General features: G+C 67.3%; 16 protein-coding genes. 10 read left to right on the top strand and 6 right to left on the bottom strand.

What is annotated here, in order from left to right:
• Positions 1-111 precede the first annotated feature (111 nt).
• From petA to ACOFKW_RS14715, 5 genes are all read left to right on the top strand, one after another.
• Positions 112-675 (top strand): ubiquinol-cytochrome c reductase iron-sulfur subunit, encoded by a 564-nt coding sequence (petA, locus tag ACOFKW_RS14735; RefSeq protein WP_419814883.1) that lies wholly within the window; start codon positions 112-114, stop codon positions 673-675.
• 11 nt (positions 676-686) lie between these two features.
• Positions 687-2,030 carry a cytochrome b gene (locus tag ACOFKW_RS14730; RefSeq protein WP_419814882.1) on the top strand — a complete coding sequence of 448 codons (1,344 nt, stop codon included), beginning with the start codon at positions 687-689 and terminating at the stop codon, positions 2,028-2,030.
• Between the two features lie 13 nt (positions 2,031-2,043).
• On the top strand, positions 2,044-2,868 hold the full coding sequence (locus ACOFKW_RS14725) for a cytochrome c1 (RefSeq protein WP_419814881.1): 825 nt from the start codon (positions 2,044-2,046) through the stop codon (positions 2,866-2,868).
• A gap of 63 nt (positions 2,869-2,931) precedes the next feature.
• Positions 2,932-3,135, top strand: coding sequence for a hypothetical protein (locus tag ACOFKW_RS14720; protein WP_419814880.1), 204 nt, complete (start codon positions 2,932-2,934; stop codon positions 3,133-3,135).
• Positions 3,132-3,692, top strand: coding sequence for an adenine phosphoribosyltransferase (locus ACOFKW_RS14715; protein ID WP_419814879.1), 561 nt, complete (start codon positions 3,132-3,134; stop codon positions 3,690-3,692). Before ACOFKW_RS14720 ends, ACOFKW_RS14715 begins: the two co-directional genes overlap by 4 nt.
• Positions 3,693-3,836: 144 nt before the next feature.
• Here the strand turns inward: ACOFKW_RS14715 and ACOFKW_RS14710 are convergent, their stop codons facing one another.
• The 5 genes from ACOFKW_RS14710 to ACOFKW_RS14690 all read right to left on the bottom strand — a co-directional run bounded on the left by ACOFKW_RS14710 (position 3,837) and on the right by ACOFKW_RS14690 (position 8,433).
• The gene (locus ACOFKW_RS14710) at positions 3,837-4,934 is read right to left on the bottom strand and encodes an MBL fold metallo-hydrolase (RefSeq protein WP_419814878.1); all 1,098 of its coding nucleotides are present in this window, start codon (positions 4,932-4,934) and stop codon (positions 3,837-3,839) included.
• Between the two features lie 36 nt (positions 4,935-4,970).
• Entirely contained in the window at positions 4,971-6,071 is a 1,101-nt protein-coding gene (gene ychF, locus ACOFKW_RS14705) for a redox-regulated ATPase YchF (protein WP_419814877.1), read from the bottom strand.
• Between the two features lies 1 nt (position 6,072).
• Positions 6,073-6,648: an aminoacyl-tRNA hydrolase gene (pth, locus tag ACOFKW_RS14700; RefSeq protein ID WP_419816966.1), complete on the bottom strand. Its 576-nt coding sequence runs from the start codon at positions 6,646-6,648 to the stop codon at positions 6,073-6,075.
• A 25-nt stretch (positions 6,649-6,673) separates the two neighbouring features.
• The gene (locus tag ACOFKW_RS14695) at positions 6,674-7,318 is read right to left on the bottom strand and encodes a 50S ribosomal protein L25/general stress protein Ctc (protein WP_419814876.1); all 645 of its coding nucleotides are present in this window, start codon (positions 7,316-7,318) and stop codon (positions 6,674-6,676) included.
• Between the two features lie 260 nt (positions 7,319-7,578).
• Positions 7,579-8,433, bottom strand: coding sequence for a TraB/GumN family protein (locus tag ACOFKW_RS14690; RefSeq protein WP_419814875.1), 855 nt, complete (start codon positions 8,431-8,433; stop codon positions 7,579-7,581).
• Between the two features lie 175 nt (positions 8,434-8,608).
• Between ACOFKW_RS14690 and ACOFKW_RS14685 the strand changes: the two genes are divergently transcribed.
• The 5 genes from ACOFKW_RS14685 (at position 8,609) to ppdK (ending at position 16,287) form a co-directional block, all read left to right on the top strand.
• Positions 8,609-9,400 carry a hypothetical protein gene (locus ACOFKW_RS14685; RefSeq protein ID WP_419814874.1) on the top strand — a complete coding sequence of 264 codons (792 nt, stop codon included), beginning with the start codon at positions 8,609-8,611 and terminating at the stop codon, positions 9,398-9,400.
• 129 nt (positions 9,401-9,529) lie between these two features.
• On the top strand, positions 9,530-9,877 hold the full coding sequence (locus tag ACOFKW_RS14680; protein ID WP_419814873.1) for a DUF6481 family protein: 348 nt from the start codon (positions 9,530-9,532) through the stop codon (positions 9,875-9,877).
• Between the two features lie 206 nt (positions 9,878-10,083).
• The gene (locus tag ACOFKW_RS14675; RefSeq protein WP_419816965.1) at positions 10,084-10,953 is read left to right on the top strand and encodes a glycine--tRNA ligase subunit alpha; all 870 of its coding nucleotides are present in this window, start codon (positions 10,084-10,086) and stop codon (positions 10,951-10,953) included.
• Positions 10,954-11,166: 213 nt separating this feature from the next.
• Positions 11,167-13,560, top strand: coding sequence for a glycine--tRNA ligase subunit beta (gene glyS, locus ACOFKW_RS14670; protein ID WP_419814872.1), 2,394 nt, complete (start codon positions 11,167-11,169; stop codon positions 13,558-13,560).
• A 42-nt stretch (positions 13,561-13,602) separates the two neighbouring features.
• Positions 13,603-16,287 (top strand): pyruvate, phosphate dikinase, encoded by a 2,685-nt coding sequence (ppdK, locus tag ACOFKW_RS14665; RefSeq protein ID WP_419814871.1) that lies wholly within the window; start codon positions 13,603-13,605, stop codon positions 16,285-16,287.
• Here the strand turns inward: ppdK and ACOFKW_RS14660 are convergent.
• The gene (locus tag ACOFKW_RS14660) at positions 16,284-16,847 is read right to left on the bottom strand and encodes a hypothetical protein (RefSeq protein WP_419814870.1); all 564 of its coding nucleotides are present in this window, start codon (positions 16,845-16,847) and stop codon (positions 16,284-16,286) included. The two genes, ppdK and ACOFKW_RS14660, sit on opposite strands and share 4 nt — an antisense overlap.
• Positions 16,848-16,915: the final 68 nt, after the last annotated feature.

Raw genomic sequence — 16,915 nt, 5'->3', positions numbered from 1 at the left:
TTAGGCGTCTCTAGCGCCAAGCAAGTGAGTGCGGGAAGACCATTGCGCCAAAATGCCCGTTGCACTTTCAGGTGTTGCGCGGCTATCAGCCCTGCAACATTCATCCAGGGCATGAGCCAGATGGCATTACAGCCGACCGAAGACCTCTCAGACACCGGCGAACGTCGCCGTGACTTCATCTACATCGCGACGGGGGCTTTTGCCGCCGCCGGCGCTGCGACTTTGGTATGGCCGCTGGTCAACCAGATGAACCCGTCGGCCGACGTGCTGGCGCTCGCTTCGATCGACGTCGACCTGTCGTCGATCCAGCCCGGCCAGGCGATCAAGGTCAGCTGGCGCGGCAAGCCGGTGTTCCTGCGCAACCTGACGCCGGCCGAGCAGGCCGCGGCGAACAAGGTCCCGCTGTCGGAGCTGCGCGACCCGCAGACGCTGGCGCAGCGGACCAAGGACGGGCACACCAACTGGTTGATTACGCTGGGTGTATGCACCCACCTCGGCTGCGTCCCGCTGGGCGCCGGCGAGGGTGAGAACCGCGGCGACTTCGGCGGCTACTTCTGCCCGTGCCACGGTTCGAGCTATGATACCGCCGCACGTATTCGCAAGGGCCCGGCTCCGAAGAACCTAGAGGTTCCGGAGTATGGCTTCAAGACGCCCACTCAAGTGACCATCGGCTAGGGATCAGAACCATGTCGACATTCCCCTGGGCCAAGCATTACGAGCCGACCTCCACGCTCGGCAAATACATGGACAGCCGGCTGCCCTTGCCGCGGCTGGTCTATGATTCGGTCGGCGCCGGTTACCCGGTCCCGAAGAACCTCAACTATTTCTACAATTTCGGCGTTCTCGCCGGCGTTGCGCTGGTGCTGCAGATCGTCACCGGCATCGTGCTGGCGATGCATTATGCCGCCAATACCCAGATCGCCTTCGACTCGGTCGAGCACATCATGCGCGACGTCAACGGCGGCTGGATGATGCGCTACGCCCATGCGACCGGCGCCAGCTTCTTCTTCGTCGCGGTCTACATCCACATCTTCCGCGGCCTCTACTACGGCTCGTACAAGCCGCCGCGCGAAGTGCTGTGGCTGCTCGGGCTGGTCATCTTCCTGCTGATGATGGCGACGGCGTTCATGGGCTACGTGCTGGTCTGGGGCCAGATGAGCTTCTGGGGCGCGACCGTCATCACCAACCTGTTCTCGGCTATCCCGGTGGTCGGCGACCTGATCCACACTTGGCTGCTGGGTGGCTTCTCGCCCGACAATGCGACGCTGAACCGCTTCTTCTCGCTGCATTACCTGCTGCCGTTCGTGACCTTCGGCGTCGTCATCCTGCACGTCTGGGCGCTGCACATCCCGGGTTCGAACAACCCGACGGGGATCAGCGTCAAGGGTCCGCAGGACACCGTGCCGTTCCACCCATACTACACCTCGAAGGACTTCTTCGGCCTCGGCGTCTACCTGACGCTGTTCGCCGCGGTGGTGTTCTTCGCGCCGAACGCTCTGGGCGAGGCCGACAACTACATCCCGGCCAACCCGCTCTCGACGCCGGCGCACATCGTTCCCGAATGGTATTTCTGGCCATTCTACGCAATCCTGCGCGCCTTCACCGTCGACTTCCTGTGGGTCCCGGCGAAGCTGTGGGGCGTGCTGGCGATGTTCTCCGCCATCCTGCTGCTGTTCTTCCTGCCCTGGCTCGACACGTCGCCGGTCAAGTCGAACAACTATCGTCCGATGGCCAAGATCGCCTTCTGGGTGTTCGTCGCCGACGCCATCCTGCTCGGCATCTGCGGCGGCAAGCCGGCGGAGGAGCCCTGGTTGCGCCTCAGCCAGCTCGCCAGCGCCTATTACTTCGCGCACTTCCTGATCATCCTGCCGATCATCAGCCGGATCGAGAAGCCACTGCCGCTGCCCAACTCCATCTCGGAGGCGGTGCTCAAGCGTCAGACCAACCTCGGTGCGCCGGTCAACCAGCAGCTGCCGGGCGCCGGCATCTCGGAACTGCCGGGTACCGGCAATCCGCAGCCAGCCGAATAAGGGGCAATCCAGCATGGTTCGCTTGATCGCCGCACTCGTCGGCATCGTCTTCTGCGCCGCTTTGTTGTGGGGCGCCGTCCTGCCCCGCGACGCCACCGCACCGGATCAGGTGAAGGCGCTTCACCTCCACCCGCGCGAGGTCGACTTCACCTTCAACAATCCGGTCGTCGGCACCTTCGATCGCCAGCAGCTGCAGCGCGGCATGCAGGTCTACAAGGAAGTCTGCTCGGCCTGCCACAGCCTCAACCGCGTCGCCTTCCGCAACCTGACCGACCTCGGCTTCAACGCCGCCGAAGTTAAGGCGCTGGCTAAGGGCTATGACGTTCCGTCGATCGACGACAAGACCGGTGAGGTGAACACTCGCAAGGCGCTGCCGTCGGATCACTTCCCGCCGCCGTTCCCGAACGACACGGCCGCACGAGCCGCCAACAACAATGCGCTGCCGCCTGACCTGTCGCTGATCACCAAGGCACGCGAGGACGGTTCGCAGTACGTCCACTCGCTGCTCGCGGGCTACAAGGATGCGCCCAAGGGTTGGACGGTTCCGGACGGTCTTTACTACAACCCGTACTTCCGCTCGCTGAACATCGCCATGCCGCCGCCGCTGACGGAGGGTCAGGTGACCTACGCCGATGGCACCAAGGCCAGTGTCGAGCAGATGGCGGAGGACGTCTCGGCGTTCCTGACCTGGACTGCGGAGCCCAAGCTCGAGGCGCGTCGTCGTACGGGAACGGGTGCTGTCCTGTTCCTGATCATCCTGACCGTTCTTGCCTACGCCAGCTATCAGCGGGTGTGGCGCGACGTGAAGGGCAAGAAGACCGCCACGCCAGCGGTGTAGGCTATTGTGTCGGCAGCGGACGGGTTTAAGACTCCTCCCGGGGGCTATCTGGAGGGAGAAACCATGACCCGCTTCGCTGCCTATGCTACCGCCGTCGCCATCGCGCTCGGTAGCTTGTCGACGCCTTCGCTGGCGGCACCCTGCAAGGATGCCAAGGGCAAGTTCACCAAGTGCCCGCCGGTAGCGACCGCCGCGGCGACCCGGTGCCGCAAGGACGGCAAGTTCGCCAAGTGCGGAACGCCTGGCGCGGTGCCCGTCAAGAAGTGACAGACGAGCGCGGCGACCTCGGGGACAATGCCGACCTCGCCGCGCTTATCCGCACCATCCCGGACTATCCCAAGCCGGGCATCCAGTTTCGCGACATCACCACCCTGCTGCTCGACGCGCAGGGTTTCGGCCGATGCATCGACCGGATGGCCGCCCAGGTCGCCGACCTCAAGCCCGACCTGATCGCCGGCATCGAAGCGCGGGGTTTCATCTTCGGCGCGGCGCTGGCGCACAAGCTCGGCTGCGGCTTGCTGCTGGTCCGCAAGAAGAACAAGCTGCCCGGTGCCGTGCTCGGCATCAACTACGCCCTGGAATATGGGCAGGATCGGATCGAAATGCACGCCGACGCCTGTACGCCGGGCGCCCGCGTGCTGGTCGTCGACGACCTGATCGCCACCGGTGGCACGGCGCTGGCGACAGTGCAGTTGTTGGCGCAGGCCGGGGCGGAAGTGCTCGGCGCGGCGTTCGTTATCGACCTGCCCGATCTTGGCGGAGCGGATCGGCTGCGCGCCAGGGGCCTGCGGGTCGATGCGCTGCTGGGCTTTGCCGGAGACTAGGCGCGGTTGCAGCGATTGGGCCGGTGGTCTGACCTGTCGGCTCCTACCTAAGCTCGGTTCCAAGAACCTGCTGTTTGATCGGGAGTAAGCTGCTCGGCATGGCCGGGGGCTTCCCTCCCGGTATGCGTTCCCTCTCCCTGGCGCTTAGGCGCCAGTCGCTCCCACTGGCCGGGGGAGGGAGGGGATGTCGACCGGGACGCCGGGTTCGGTGGTGCGGAAACGTGCCGCCGGTATGTCCTGGCTGGCCAGCGTCGCTGCCAGCACGTCGCGGGGCTCGTTGACCCCCTCGTTGGTCAGCTCGAATGTTCCCCAATGCACGCCGAATGCGTACGCCGCCTTCAGCCGCCGGAACGCCGCCACCGCCTCCACCGGGCTGATATGGTTGCCGCTCTCGGCTCGCCCCGGCTTGAACGCGCCGATCGGCAGCACCGCCAGCCGGATCGGTCCACGCGTCGCGGCTGCATCGGCCCATTGCATCCGGGCCGGGCCGGTATCGCCGGCATAGAAGATGTTGCCGCCGGGCAGGGTGACGGTGAAACCGCACCACAGGGTACGATTGCGGTCGAGCAGCCAGCGCCCGCTCCAGTGATGGGCGCGCTCGACAATCACCTCGATGCCGGGCCGCAGTGCGACGCGTCCGCCCCAGTCGCGCGCCGCCGCGACGATGCCGTGGCGGCGGAGCAATTCGTCATTGCCCAGCCCGGTGACGACCACCGGCCGGTCGCGCTGCCACAGCGTCGCCAGCGTCGCCATGTCGAGATGGTCGTAGTGGTTGTGGCTGATCAGCACGACATCGATCCGGGGCAGATCCTCCAGCCGGACACCGGGCGCGCGGACCCGGCGGGGCCCGTCGAACTGGACCGGTGAATCGCGCTTCACCCAGACCGGATCGAGCAGGATGTTCAGCCCCTGCGTCTGGATCAACGCAGTGGCATGGCCGATCCAGGTGATCCGCATCGCCTTGCCGTCGACGCGCCGCGCCGGCACGGTGAGATTTACCGGGATCGATCGCGGCCAGGATCGGCGGTTTTTGCCGGTGACGTCGTCGAGCAACTGCTCCGGCCCGGGCTTGCGCGCGCCGCCCGTACCGTACTCGCCTTCGGGGTTCTCGAAATGACGGCCGTTGAAATGGTCGCTGACCGGACCCTGGTAATAGACCCGGCTCAGCATCAGGATCGCGGTGGTCCCGGTGATCGCCAGCACCAGTGCGAGCAACCGGCGCGGCGCCCGGCCGGCGGTCATCCCCTCGACCTGCTGGCCAGGAGCGGCCTCACCGGCTCAGACGTTGAAGCGGAAATTGAGCACATCGCCGTCGGCCACGACATACTCCTTCCCCTCGGAGCGGAACTTGCCCGCGTCGCGGGCCCCGGCCTCGCCTTTGAAGGCGATATAGTCTTCATAGGCAATCGTCTCGGCGCGGATGAAGCCCTTTTCGAAGTCGCTGTGGATCGCGCCGGCGGCCTGTGGCGCGCGCGAGCCGGCCGGGATCGTCCAGGCGCGGGTCTCCTTCGGACCGACGGTGAAGAAGGTCAGCAGGCCGAGCAGGTCGTAGCCGGCACGCACGACGCGGGCGAGGCCGGTCTCTGTCAGGCCCAGTTCGGCGAGGAAGTCGGGGCGGTCGGCGGGATCCATCTGGGCGATCTCGGACTCGATCGCGGCGGAGATCACCACCGATCGCGCGCCCTCGGCCTTGGCCTTGGCGGCGACCAACTCGGACAGCGCGTTGCCATTGGCGGCGGAGGCTTCCTCGACGTTGCAAACGTACAGCACCGGCTTGGCGGTGAGCAGTTGCGCCTGGGCGAACAGCTTGGCCTCTTCCTCGTCGGCGGGGACGGTGAGTCGGGCGGGCTTGCCGTCGCGCAGCAGGTCGAGCGCGCGGCCCAGCACGGCGGCGGCGGCCTTGGCGTCCTTGTCACCCTGCATGCCCTTCTTGGCGAGAGCGGGGACGCGCTTCTCCAGCGATTCCAGGTCGCTCAGCATCAGCTCGGTGTCGACGGTGTCGGCGTCGGAAATCGGGTCGATCTTGCCCTCGACATGGGTGACGTCGTCGTCGACGAAGCAGCGCAGGACGTGGACGATGGCGTCGGTCTCGCGGATGTTGCCGAGGAACTGGTTGCCCAGGCCTTCACCCTTCGACGCGCCGCGGACCAGACCGGCGATGTCGGTGAAGCCGAGCTGCGTCTCGATGATCTTGGCCGAGCCGGCGATCTTGGCGAGCGGTGCGAGGCGCGGATCGGGCACCGGCACGTTGCCGACGTTGGGCTCGATCGTGCAGAACGGATAGTTCGCCGCTGCCGCCGACGCGGTCTCGGTCAGCGCGTTGAACAGCGTCGACTTGCCGACGTTCGGCAGCCCGACGATCCCGCAGCGAAAGCCCATCTCAGTCCCTTTCGGAGGTGCGCCGGGCGACCTCGTTCATGAAGCGCGCGTCGTCGCCGGATACCAGCCACGGCGCCTCCGCCGCGACCGCGCCGAGCATGTCGGCCAGCCAGTCCTGCTCCACCTTGGCGAAGTTGGACAGGACATGCCCGAGAACCCGGTCCTTGTGTCCCGGATGCCCGATACCCAGCCTGACGCGGCGATAATCGTTGCCGGCGTGCGCGTCGATGGAGCGGATGCCGTTATGGCCCGCCGCCCCGCCGCCGGTCTTGACCCTGACCTTGCCGGGGGCGAGGTCGAGCTCGTCGTAGAATACCGTCAGCGCCTCGGTGCCGAGCTTGTAGAAGCGCAGCGCCTCGCCGACCGAACGCCCGCTGTCGTTCATGAAGGTCGCGGGCTTGAGCAGCAGCAGTTTCTCGGTGCCGATGCGCCCTTCGGCGGTCAGCCCCTGGAAGCGCACGCGCCACGGGTCGAAGCGGTACATGTCGTGGACCAGGTCCACCGCCATGAAGCCGACGTTGTGGCGGTGCAGCGCATAGGTCGCGCCAGGATTGCCGAGGCCGGCGAAGATCTGCATCACCGGCCTCGGCTAACGTCCTGCCTCAGGCCTTGGCCTCGGCTGACTCGGCGGCAGCGGCGGTCGCTGCTTCCTCGTCGGCGGCGGCATCGGCGCTCTGCAGGGCCGACGGCGCAACCACTGTCGCGACGGTGAAGTCGCGGTCGGTGATGACCGGGGTCACACCGGCGGGGAGGGTGATCGCCGAGATGTGGATCGAGTCGCCGATATCCAGGCCGGCCAGCGAGAAGTTGAGCTGATCGGGGATGGCATCGGACGGGCAGTTGAGCTCGACTTCGTGACGGACGATGTTGAGCGTGCCGCCGCGCTTCATGCCGGGCGACTTGTCTTCGTCCGAGAAGTGAACGGGGACTTCGACTGCGATCGTCGCACCGGCGGACAGGCGCAGGAAGTCGACGTGGAGCGGACGGTCCGAAACCGGGTGGAACTGGACATCGCGCGGCAGCGTGCGGTGCACGGCGCCGTCGAGTTCGAGCTCGACCACCGAATTCATGAAATGCCCGCCGTGGAGCAGCTTGGTCAGCTCCTTCAGGGGGACGTGGATGATGACGGGGGTCTGCTTGTCGCCGTAGATGACGGCTGGTACACGACCGGTTAGACGCACGGCACGGGAGGCTCCCTTGCCTGCCCGATCGCGCATCACGGCCGCGAGTTTCATCGCTTCGCTCATGTGCTGCTCCTAGAGTTGACCCCGCGCGCCTCCAGGGATGCGGGCGCGGGGAGGCGGCCCTATAGGGGAGAGCCCGCCTCGATGCAAGGTTCCCGCTAGATCGGCTGATCCACCCCCAAGTTTTTCTGCGCAATCCCTACCGCGCGAATGGGGTATGAAGAGGTCCGAGCGGATCACCCAGGTGTCTCCACCGTTCGCTCCCTGGGCGGGACCGGATCGCCGGTCCCGCCCGTTTTATAAGTCGCGGCCCAACTCCAGCTCTAAGGCAGCCGCTCGACCTTGATGCCCTTCGCCGCCAGCATCGCCTGCACGGAGTCGCGCCCGGTCAGGTGCGCCGCGCCGACCGCGATGAACACCTTGCCCGGCAGCTTCAGCCGCGCCTCGACCCAGTTCGCCCAGCGCGCATTACGCTCGGTGACCAGCACGCTCGCCAGCCTGGGGGTGGCGCGCATCGACTTGGCGAAGTCTGCGGCCAGCGCGTTGGTATCGCCCTTCAGCCACGCCGCGATCAAATTGGCGGTGTCGGTCTTCGCCGTCCGCATATCGTCGAGCGTCGAGTCGAGCATGGCGCGCTGATCGGTCTCGGGCAGATTGTCGAAATAGCCGAGCTGCTGTTCCGGCGTCTCCAGCCCGGTGATCGGCTTCTTCATCGTCCGCGCCCTCGCCGTCAGGATCGGCTCCACGCCCAGCGCCGGATCGAGGCCGATCCGCGACACCGCCGCATCGCCCAGCGCCACCGCCGCATACCAGGTCTCCATCGCGTCCAGCGCCTCGATCGGCAGCCCGACCTCGCGCACCTGCGGCAACAACAGTCCGCGTCGCGATGGCGCGACCCGCGTGATCAACTTGGGCTCGCGCGGCGAATAGCCCATCCGGGTGATCAGCTGGCCGATCACGGAGCGGTCGTCGGGCACCACCGTCTCCAGCACCAGCGCGTCCGCGGCGTCGAAGCGCTGCTGGATGCGCGGCGTCAGCCAGGTCGTGCCCTCGGGCAGTTCGTGGACCGTCCCGAACAGGATGATCTCGGTCGTCGCATTGGCGACGCGCCACATCGCCGGCTCGGCAGCGGCAGGCACGGCAAGGAACAGGGCGAGGGCGGTGAACAGGAAGCGCATCGCGCGGGCTATACCGCCAAGCGACGCAAAGCGGAACCGCAGGAACCGGTCACCTTTGCGGCGATAAAGTTAAGACATTATAATCGTTCGATATACACAGAAACTTAACGCCGTGGAGGTTAGAACCCGGTCGGGGGAACGCCACAGCTTACCGACGTCGAAGGGAGCCCATGCGATGAACTCGATCCTGCTCGCCGGACTTGCCCTCGCGACCGCTACCGATGTCAATCTGGCGCCCGCAGCCCCCGCGCCGGCGGCGACCAGCGTCGTCGAGGCCGCTGCGACACCCGCCATCATCGCCACTGCACCGCTGCCTTTGCCGGCGACCGCCGAGAATCCGTTCACCGCCGTCGACGATCCGCGCGAGCGTTCGCTGGAGAATCTCAGCATCTTCCCGACGATCGCCCGCCCGGTGGTGGCCACCGCCAAGGTCGATCGGACCCGGCGCGACACCGCCTTGCCCGAGCGCGCCGGGGTGCTCGACGATTTCGGCGGCGCCCCGACGAGCGGCGATTTCATCCGTAACGTCGCGGCGATCATCGGCGCACTGGTCACTTTATGGGCGTTGATCTGGTCGGCCCTCGCGCATCGCCGCAGCCGTCAGGCCCCGGCGCCGGTGCAGGTCCGCCAGATTTCGCTGCGCGACTGCGACACCTTCGCCGTCCCGTACCAGCCCTCGATGGCGCCGGCGTCGGACGTCGACCCGCTGCCCGGCGGCCGCCCCCAGGCGCCCCGCACGCCGCGCGCGGCCCGGCATGCCGGCACCCCGCGCAGCGCCATGGCCACCGCCCAGGTCGCCTGGACGACCTATAAGTTCTTCATCCTCAACGCCGGTGGCATCATCGAGACGGCGCGCGAAAGCGCCCATGCCGGCGACGATGCGGCGCTGAACTACGCCCGCTCGTTCGGCGAGGGGGTCTCGGTCGAGGTCTGGCTCGACCGGCGCAAGATCGCCACCGTCGGCTAGGCCGCGGCCGCCCGGGCGGTATCACTACCGCGCCGGCGGCCGGCTCACCCGAGGTGCTGGTTGCGGAAACGGCGCCGCCCGCGTAAGGGCAACGCGATTCCCCTCCCAGCATCAGGACCGATACACCGCATGGGCTTCAAGCTCCCCGATCATAAGGACCGTGCTGGCGACGCCACCAAGGCCCGCCTTGCCGCACTCGAGAAGTTCAAGGCCAAGACCGCCGTGATCGATCCGGCTGTCGTCGCTGAACGCGCCGCCAGCCGCGCCGCCGCCGAAGAACGCCGCATCGCCAAGTCTGCCGAGAAAAAGGCGGAACAGGAAGCCGCCAAGCTCGCCCAGGCCGCTGCGAAGGAAGCGGCGCGCCTGAAGGCCGAGGAAGACGCCAAGATCACCGAGGAAATGCGCGAGGCCGACCGCAAGGCCCAGCGCGACGCGCGCTATGCCGCCCGCAAGGCCGCCAAGGGCAAGAAGCGCTGATTTAACGCGCCGATCGTCCCCTCCACCACGCCGGAAGCGGCGCGGTCCCCTCCCCCTGAGGAGGGGGGAGGATCCAAGAGGCAGGATTCTTCCCTTTTCAGGGGGAGGTGGCGGCGCAGCCGACGGAGGGGGTCCCTTCCTCCCTTGCACCGACCCCCCACCCGCCGCTACACCCCGACTACGCTGCACCTGCGAAGGCCGAACCCCTGTATCCCCGTCCGCTCTCCTTCCAGAACCTCATCCTGACGCTTCAGGATTACTGGGGAGCGCGTGGGTGCGCGATCCTGCAGCCCTATGACCTCGAGGTCGGCGCCGGCACCTTCCACCCCGCCACCGTGCTCCGCGCCCTCGGGCCGGAGCCGTGGAACGCCGCCTATGTCCAGCCGAGCCGCCGCCCGAGCGACGGCCGCTACGGCGACAACCCCAACCGCCTCGGCAAATATTACCAGTTCCAGGTCATCCTGAAGCCGTCGCCCGCCGACATCGTCGACCTGTACTTCGGCTCGCTGGAGGCGATCGGCATCGACCCCAAGCTCCACGACCTGCGCCTTGTCGAGGACGATTGGGAGAGCCCGACGCTCGGCGCCTGGGGCCTCGGCTGGGAGGTCTGGTGCGACGGCATGGAAGTCAGCCAGTTCACCTATTTCCAGCAGGTCGGCGGCTATGACTGCGCGCCCGTCGCTGGCGAGCTCACCTACGGGCTGGAGCGCCTCGCGACCTACATCCAGGGCAAGGACAGCGTCTACGACCTCGCCTACAACGACGCCGGCGTGACCTATGGCGATGTATTCAGCGAGAACGAGCGCGAGTTCAGCGCCTACAGCTTCGAGGCCGCCAACACCGACCTGCTGTTCGAGCAGTTCAAGCAGGTTTCCGCCGAGTGCCACGCCCTCGTCGAGCGCGGCCTGCCGCTGCCCGCCTACGACCAGGCGATCAAGGCGAGCCACATCTTCAACCTGCTCAACGCCCGCGGCGTGATCTCCGTCGCCGAGCGCGCCGCCTACATCGGGCGGGTCCGCGACCTGACCAAGGCGGTCTGCGGCAGGTACATGGCGAAGCACGGGTGGGCGGCGTGATGGCGCTCAGAACCCCCACCCCAACCCTCCCCACTCTCCGCTTCGCGGGGGGGGAGGGGGCCCGCCTGCTCCACACACTCCCTTCTTTCCTGCTCCGCGCTGCGTCCGGCGTGCTGTGCGGTACAGCTTCCTTCCTGCTCCCTCCCCCCCCGCGTAGCGGAGAGTGGGGAGGGCCGGGGTGGGGGCTCTTGAGGTCCAACGCCGGGACCACCCATGCCTGATTTCATCCTCGAACTCCTCACCGAGGAAATCCCCGCGCGGATGCAGTCCGCCGCCGCCGACCAGTTGCGCGCCCGCTTCACCGCTGGCATCGCCGCCCAGCTCCCCGTCGGCACGATCGAGACCCACGTCACCCCGCGCCGCCTGATCCTCATCGCCCGCGATATCGCTGCCCAGGGCACCGCCACCGAGGAGGAACGCCGCGGTCCACGCGCCGACGCGCCGCCGCAAGCCATCGAGGGCTTCCTCCGCTCGACCGGCCTGGCCCGCGATCAGCTCGAGGAGCGCGATACCCCCAAGGGCCGTTTCCTCTACGCCATGATCCGCGCCGCGGGTCGCAGCGCCGCCGACGTCATCGCCGAGCTCGTGCCCCAGATCGTCCGCGATTTCGACTGGCCCAAGTCGATGCGCTGGGGTGCCGCCTCGATCGGCAGCGACGCGCCGCGCTGGGTCCGCCCGCTGTCGTCGGTCGTCGCCTTGCTCGACACCGAGGTCGTCGACTTCGAAGCCGCCGGCATCCCCAGCGGGCGCGTCACCCGCGGCCACCGCTTCAGGTCGAGCGGCCCGATCGAGATCGCCTCCGCCGCGACCTATGCCGCGCAGTTGCGCGACGCCCATGTCCTCATCGACGCTGCCGAGCGCCGGACCATCGTCCTCGACGGCGCCCGCGCTGCCGCCGCCGCGCAGGGCCTGGCCCTGGTCGAGGACAACGGCCTCGTCGCCGAGAACGCCGGGCTGACCGAATGGCCGGTGCCGCTGCTCGGGCATTTCGACCCCGCCTTCCTCGACGTGCCGCGCGAGGTGATCCAGCTCACCATGCGGACCAACCAGAAGTATTTCGCCTGCACCGACGCGTCGGGCGCGCTGGCCCCCGCCTTCGTCTGCGTCGCAAACCTGGCTGCCCCCGATGGTGGCGAGGCGATCGTCGCCGGCAACCGCAAGGTCCTCGTCGCGCGCCTGTCCGACGCCAAGTTCTTCTGGGACCAGGACCGCGCCGTGACGCTCGAGTCCCGCCTTCCCAAGCTGACCAGCATCGTCTTCCACGAGAAGCTCGGCACCGTCGCCGACAAGGTCGACCGCGTCGCCAAGCTCGCCCGTTGGCTAGTCGAAAGCGGCGCCGTGCAACCTCGACCCCTCCCCTCCGGGGAGGGGCGAGAGACGGAGCGCAGCGACGGCCCGGGGGTGGGCTCTCCCTCCGCGACCGAAGCGTACCCCACCCCCGGGCCGGCTTCGCCGTCTCTCGCCCCTCCCCAAGGGGAGGGGGCAGCACGCCTCGCCGACCTCGCCGACCTCGCCGAACAGGCCGCCCGCCTGTGCAAGGCCGACCTCGTCTCCGCCACAGTCGGCGAATTCCCCGAAGTCCAGGGCATCGCCGGCCGCTACCTCGCCCTCGCCGAGGGCCTCGACCCCCAAGTCGCCGACGCCATCCGCGACCACTACAAACCAGTCGGGCAGGGCGACGACGTCCCCACCGCCCCGGTCAGCGTGGCCGTGGCATTGGCGGACAAGCTGGATACGATCTCGTTGTTCTTCTTTGAGTCGATGGGGCCGACCGGCTCTCGCGATCCATTTGCTATCCGACGGGCGGCGCTTGGCTTGATAGAGATCATTACTAAGTCATCTGTAAGAATTGAGCTTTTTCAAGCTGTCGCTAACAACTTGGCCGAATTTGCAAGCCGGAATGAGATCGAGACTAACCGCAAAGCACTGCAGAGCTATCTCGCAGCTCGTTTCCAGATGGGCTTTAAAACGACTAACTCTGATATCGGTAAGATGATTGAACATTCAAATCTGAATTCACTTTCAGAGAAGAAAATGCAGGACTTTTACGATACCCGCGTTTCGCCAGCTATCTTTTCTATATTTGCTTTCTTCAATGATCGTCTGAAAGTACAGCAGCGAGAGGCGGGTGTTAGGTCTGACCTGATCGACGCTGTATCAGCGCTAGGCGTTGATGATGACTTCGTTCATCTCCTCGCCCGCGTCCGCGCCCTGCAGGCGTTCATCGACACTCCAGACGGCGAGAACCTCCTCGCCGGCTACCGCCGCGCCGCCAACATCCTGCGCATCGAGGAGGCCAAGGACGGCCCGCACGACGGCGCGGTCGACGCCGCCCTGTTGACCGACCCCGGCGAGCAGGCTCTTGCCGCCGCGCTCGCCACCGCGCTGCCCGCCGCCGCCACCGCTGTCGCCGCCGAAGATTTCACTGCGGCCATGACCGCCCTCGCGAAACTTCGCACCGCCGTCGACGGTTTCTTCGCAAACACCGTGGTAAATACCGACGACGCGCCGGTCAGAGAAAACCGGCTCAACCTTCTCAACGAGTTACGCAAAGCCGTTCACACCGTCGCCGACTTTTCGCAGATCCAGAAACAGGGTCTGACATAGGTCAGGTTCGTCCACTTAACCCCGCTAACCAGAGGGTCGCCGATGCCGCCTGAACCCGCCGCCAACAGTCACGTCTACCGCTTCGGCGGCGGCATCGCCGACGGCGACGCGTCGCTCAAGGAAGCCCTCGGCGGCAAGGGCGCGAACCTCGCCGAGATGTCGAGCATCGGCCTGCCGGTGCCGCCCGGCTTCACCATCGGCACCGCAGTCTGCGCCGTCTACTACGACGCCGGCATGTCCTTTCCCGACACGCTCAAGGCCGAAGTCGCTGCTGCGGTCCAGCACATCGAGGCGAACGTCGGCGGCATGGGCTTCGGCTCCGACGCCAACCCGCTGCTCGTCTCGGTCCGCTCCGGCGCCCGCGTCTCGATGCCCGGCATGATGGACACCGTCCTAAACCTCGGGCTCAACGACACCACCGTCGAAGGCCTCGCCGCGACCAGCGGCGACGCACGCTTCGCCTGGGACTCGTACCGCCGCTTCATCCAGATGTACGCCGACGTCGTCCTCGGCCTCGACCACTACGCCTTCGAGGAGGCGATGGAGATCCTCAAGGAAGACCGCGGCGTCACCCTCGACACAGACCTCACCGCCGACGACCTGCGCAAGCTGGTGGCACGCTACAAGGTCATCGTCGCCACGACCTGGGGCGACGAGTTCCCACAGGACGTCAACGACCAGCTATGGGGCGCGATCGGCGCAGTCTTCGCCTCTTGGCGCTCGGAGCGGGCGCGCGTCTATCGCCGCCTCAACGACATCCCGGAGAGCTGGGGCACCGCGGTCACCGTCCAGGCGATGGTCTTCGGCAACATGGGCGAGACCTCGGCGACCGGCGTTGCGTTCACCCGCGACCCCTCGACCGGCACCCGCGCGCACTACGGCGAGTTCCTGATCAACGCGCAGGGCGAAGACGTCGTCGCCGGCATCCGCACGCCGCAGTACCTGACCCTCGCCGCCCGCGAGGCCGCCGGCGCCCGCGCCGCCTCGATGGAGGAGGCGATGCCGACCGTGTTCGTCGAACTGGCCAGCGTGTTCGACCTGCTGGAGCGCCACTACCGCGACATGCAGGACATCGAGTTCACCGTGCAGCAGGGCAAGCTGTGGATGCTGCAGACGCGCAGCGGCAAGCGCACCGCCAAGGCCGCGCTCAAGATCGCCGTCGACATGGCCGACGAGGGGTTGATCACGTCGGAGGAGGCGATCCTGCGCGTCGATCCGGCGGCGCTCGACCAGCTGCTGCACCCGACGCTCGATCCCAAGGCCGAGCGCGACGTGCTGACCAAGGGCTTGCCAGCCTCTCCCGGCGCCGCCTCGGGCATCGCGGTGTTCGACAGCGACCTTGCCGAGATGCGCGCCGCCGCCGGCATCGCCGTCATCTTGGTGCGCACCGAGACCAGCCCCGAGGACATTCACGGCATGCACGCCGCCCGCGGCATCCTGACCGCACGTGGCGGCATGACCAGCCACGCCGCGGTTGTCGCTCGCGGCATGGGGCGGCCCTGCGTCTCCGGCGCCGGCTCGCTGTCGATCGACCTCAAGGCTCGCACCGCCCGCATCGGCGCGCGCACGGTCAACGAGGGCGACATTCTGACCATCGACGGCTCTACCGGTGAAGTCATGTTCGGCGCCGTCGCTACCGTCGAGCCGGAGATGGCCGGAGACTTCGGACGCCTGATGGAATGGGCCGACGTTCACCGCCGCATGCAGGTCCGCACCAACGCCGAGACGGTGCTCGACTGCCGCACCGCCCGCGGCTTCGGCGCCGAGGGCATCGGCTTGTGCCGGACCGAGCACATGTTCTTCGATGCCGCCCGCATCACCGCCGTCCGCCGCATGATCCTGGCCGAGGACAAGGCCGGTCGCGAGTCGGCGCTGGAGACACTGCTGCCCGAGCAGCGCGCAGACTTCGCCCAGATCTTCGAGATCATGGCCGGTCTGCCCGTCACCATCCGCCTGCTTGACCCGCCGCTGCACGAGTTCCTGCCGGCGCACGAGTCGGAGTTTGCCGACGTCGCCGCCGCCGTCGGGATCAGCGTCGAGGTACTGCGCCGTCGGGTCGGGGAGCTCCACGAGTTCAACCCGATGCTCGGACACCGCGGCTGCCGGCTGGGCATTACCTATCCCGAGATCTACGCGATGCAGGCGCGCGCCATCTTCGAGGCTGCGGTCGATGTCGCCAAGCGTACCGGCGCGACCGTGGTGCCCGAGGTCATGGTCCCGCTCGTCGCCACGGCGCGCGAGCTGGAGATCACCAAGGCGGTCATCGACGCGACAGCGGACGCGGTGTTCACCGAGACCGGCCGCACGCTCGACTATCTCGTCGGCACGATGATCGAGCTGCCCCGCGCCGCCTTGCGCGCCGGCGAGATCGCTGCCGAGGCCGAGTTCTTCAGCTTCGGCACCAACGACCTGACCCAGACCGCGCTCGGCATCAGCCGCGACGACGCCAGCCGCTTCCTTGGGGACTATGTCGAGCAGGGCATCTACCCGCGCGATCCGTTCGTGAGCATCGACGTTGAGGGTGTCGGCGAGTTGATCGCCCTCGCCGTCGAGCGGGGCCGCAAGGCTCGCCCCGACATCAAGCTTGGTATCTGCGGCGAGCATGGCGGCGATCCGTCGAGCATCGCCTTCTGCGAGTCGATGCGCTTGGATTACGTCAGCTGCTCGCCCTACCGTGTGCCAATTGCGCGACTGGCGGCGGCGCAGGCGGCGTTAAAGGCGCGCTAGGCGCCTAGCGCGCCGAACCGCGTCTCATATTCCGTCGTCCGCCCCTCGTGGAGCAGGCGAGCCTGTTCGACGAGGCGGTCGGTGCGGATCCGACCGCTAAAGCTGCCAAGCTGCGAATCGATAACGTCGGCGTCGGCGCCCGACCATGCGGCGATCTGGTCAACGCCAGTGATCCCTAGGTCCGATAGCGCCTTGGCGAAACGATCACCGACTCCCTTGAGGTTGCGCACGTCGTTCCCAGCAAGGCTCGTCGCCGGCCGAACGGCGACAGGGTCTTCGGTCACGCCAATCGGGGCAACGCGCTTTGCTTCGGCACGCTTCAATCGATCCACCTCGGCAGCCAGAGGCGTCAACCGCTGGTCCAGCGCATCTCGCTCGGCGCGCAGGCCGTCACGCTCGGATGCCAGCGCGCTGCGGTCGGCGTCCGACACGCGCAGTCTCTCCTCGAACAACACGGCTCGGCGCTTGGCGCCAGACCTGAGCGCCATCCCCAAGAAGATGCCGACAAGCAGGGCGACGACGACGAGGACGATGTGGAGCGGTTCGAGCGTGTAGGTCATGGCGCGCCTTCAGTTAAATTTCGGCGCATAACGCGCTCGCTCGCGAATTGACGCAAGTGCCGGCGAAG

This window comes from Glacieibacterium sp. (assembly GCF_965200405.1).
In the GTDB taxonomy this organism is placed as follows: Bacteria; Pseudomonadota; Alphaproteobacteria; order Sphingomonadales; family Sphingomonadaceae; genus Glacieibacterium.
Note: the sequence above shows the minus strand (reverse complement) of the source record. Positions and strands in the feature narration are given on the sequence as shown.

What these genes read in the sequence shown, in the direction of transcription:
- petA (WP_419814883.1), top strand. Translation starts at nt 112, where the DNA reads ATGAGCCAGATGGCATTACAGCCGACCGAAGACCTCTCAGACACCGGC.
- ACOFKW_RS14730 (WP_419814882.1), top strand. Translation starts at nt 687, where the DNA reads ATGTCGACATTCCCCTGGGCCAAGCATTACGAGCCGACCTCCACGCTC.
- ACOFKW_RS14725 (WP_419814881.1), top strand. Translation starts at nt 2,044, where the DNA reads ATGGTTCGCTTGATCGCCGCACTCGTCGGCATCGTCTTCTGCGCCGCT.
- ACOFKW_RS14720 (WP_419814880.1), top strand. Translation starts at nt 2,932, where the DNA reads ATGACCCGCTTCGCTGCCTATGCTACCGCCGTCGCCATCGCGCTCGGT.
- ACOFKW_RS14710 (WP_419814878.1), bottom strand. Translation starts at nt 4,934, where the DNA reads ATGACCGCCGGCCGGGCGCCGCGCCGGTTGCTCGCACTGGTGCTGGCG.
- ychF (WP_419814877.1), bottom strand. Translation starts at nt 6,071, where the DNA reads ATGGGCTTTCGCTGCGGGATCGTCGGGCTGCCGAACGTCGGCAAGTCG.
- pth (WP_419816966.1), bottom strand. Translation starts at nt 6,648, where the DNA reads ATGCAGATCTTCGCCGGCCTCGGCAATCCTGGCGCGACCTATGCGCTG.
- ACOFKW_RS14695 (WP_419814876.1), bottom strand. Translation starts at nt 7,318, where the DNA reads ATGAGCGAAGCGATGAAACTCGCGGCCGTGATGCGCGATCGGGCAGGC.
- ACOFKW_RS14690 (WP_419814875.1), bottom strand. Translation starts at nt 8,433, where the DNA reads ATGCGCTTCCTGTTCACCGCCCTCGCCCTGTTCCTTGCCGTGCCTGCC.
- ACOFKW_RS14685 (WP_419814874.1), top strand. Translation starts at nt 8,609, where the DNA reads ATGAACTCGATCCTGCTCGCCGGACTTGCCCTCGCGACCGCTACCGAT.
- ACOFKW_RS14680 (WP_419814873.1), top strand. Translation starts at nt 9,530, where the DNA reads ATGGGCTTCAAGCTCCCCGATCATAAGGACCGTGCTGGCGACGCCACC.
- glyS (WP_419814872.1), top strand. Translation starts at nt 11,167, where the DNA reads ATGCCTGATTTCATCCTCGAACTCCTCACCGAGGAAATCCCCGCGCGG.
- ppdK (WP_419814871.1), top strand. Translation starts at nt 13,603, where the DNA reads ATGCCGCCTGAACCCGCCGCCAACAGTCACGTCTACCGCTTCGGCGGC.
- ACOFKW_RS14660 (WP_419814870.1), bottom strand. Translation starts at nt 16,847, where the DNA reads ATGACCTACACGCTCGAACCGCTCCACATCGTCCTCGTCGTCGTCGCC.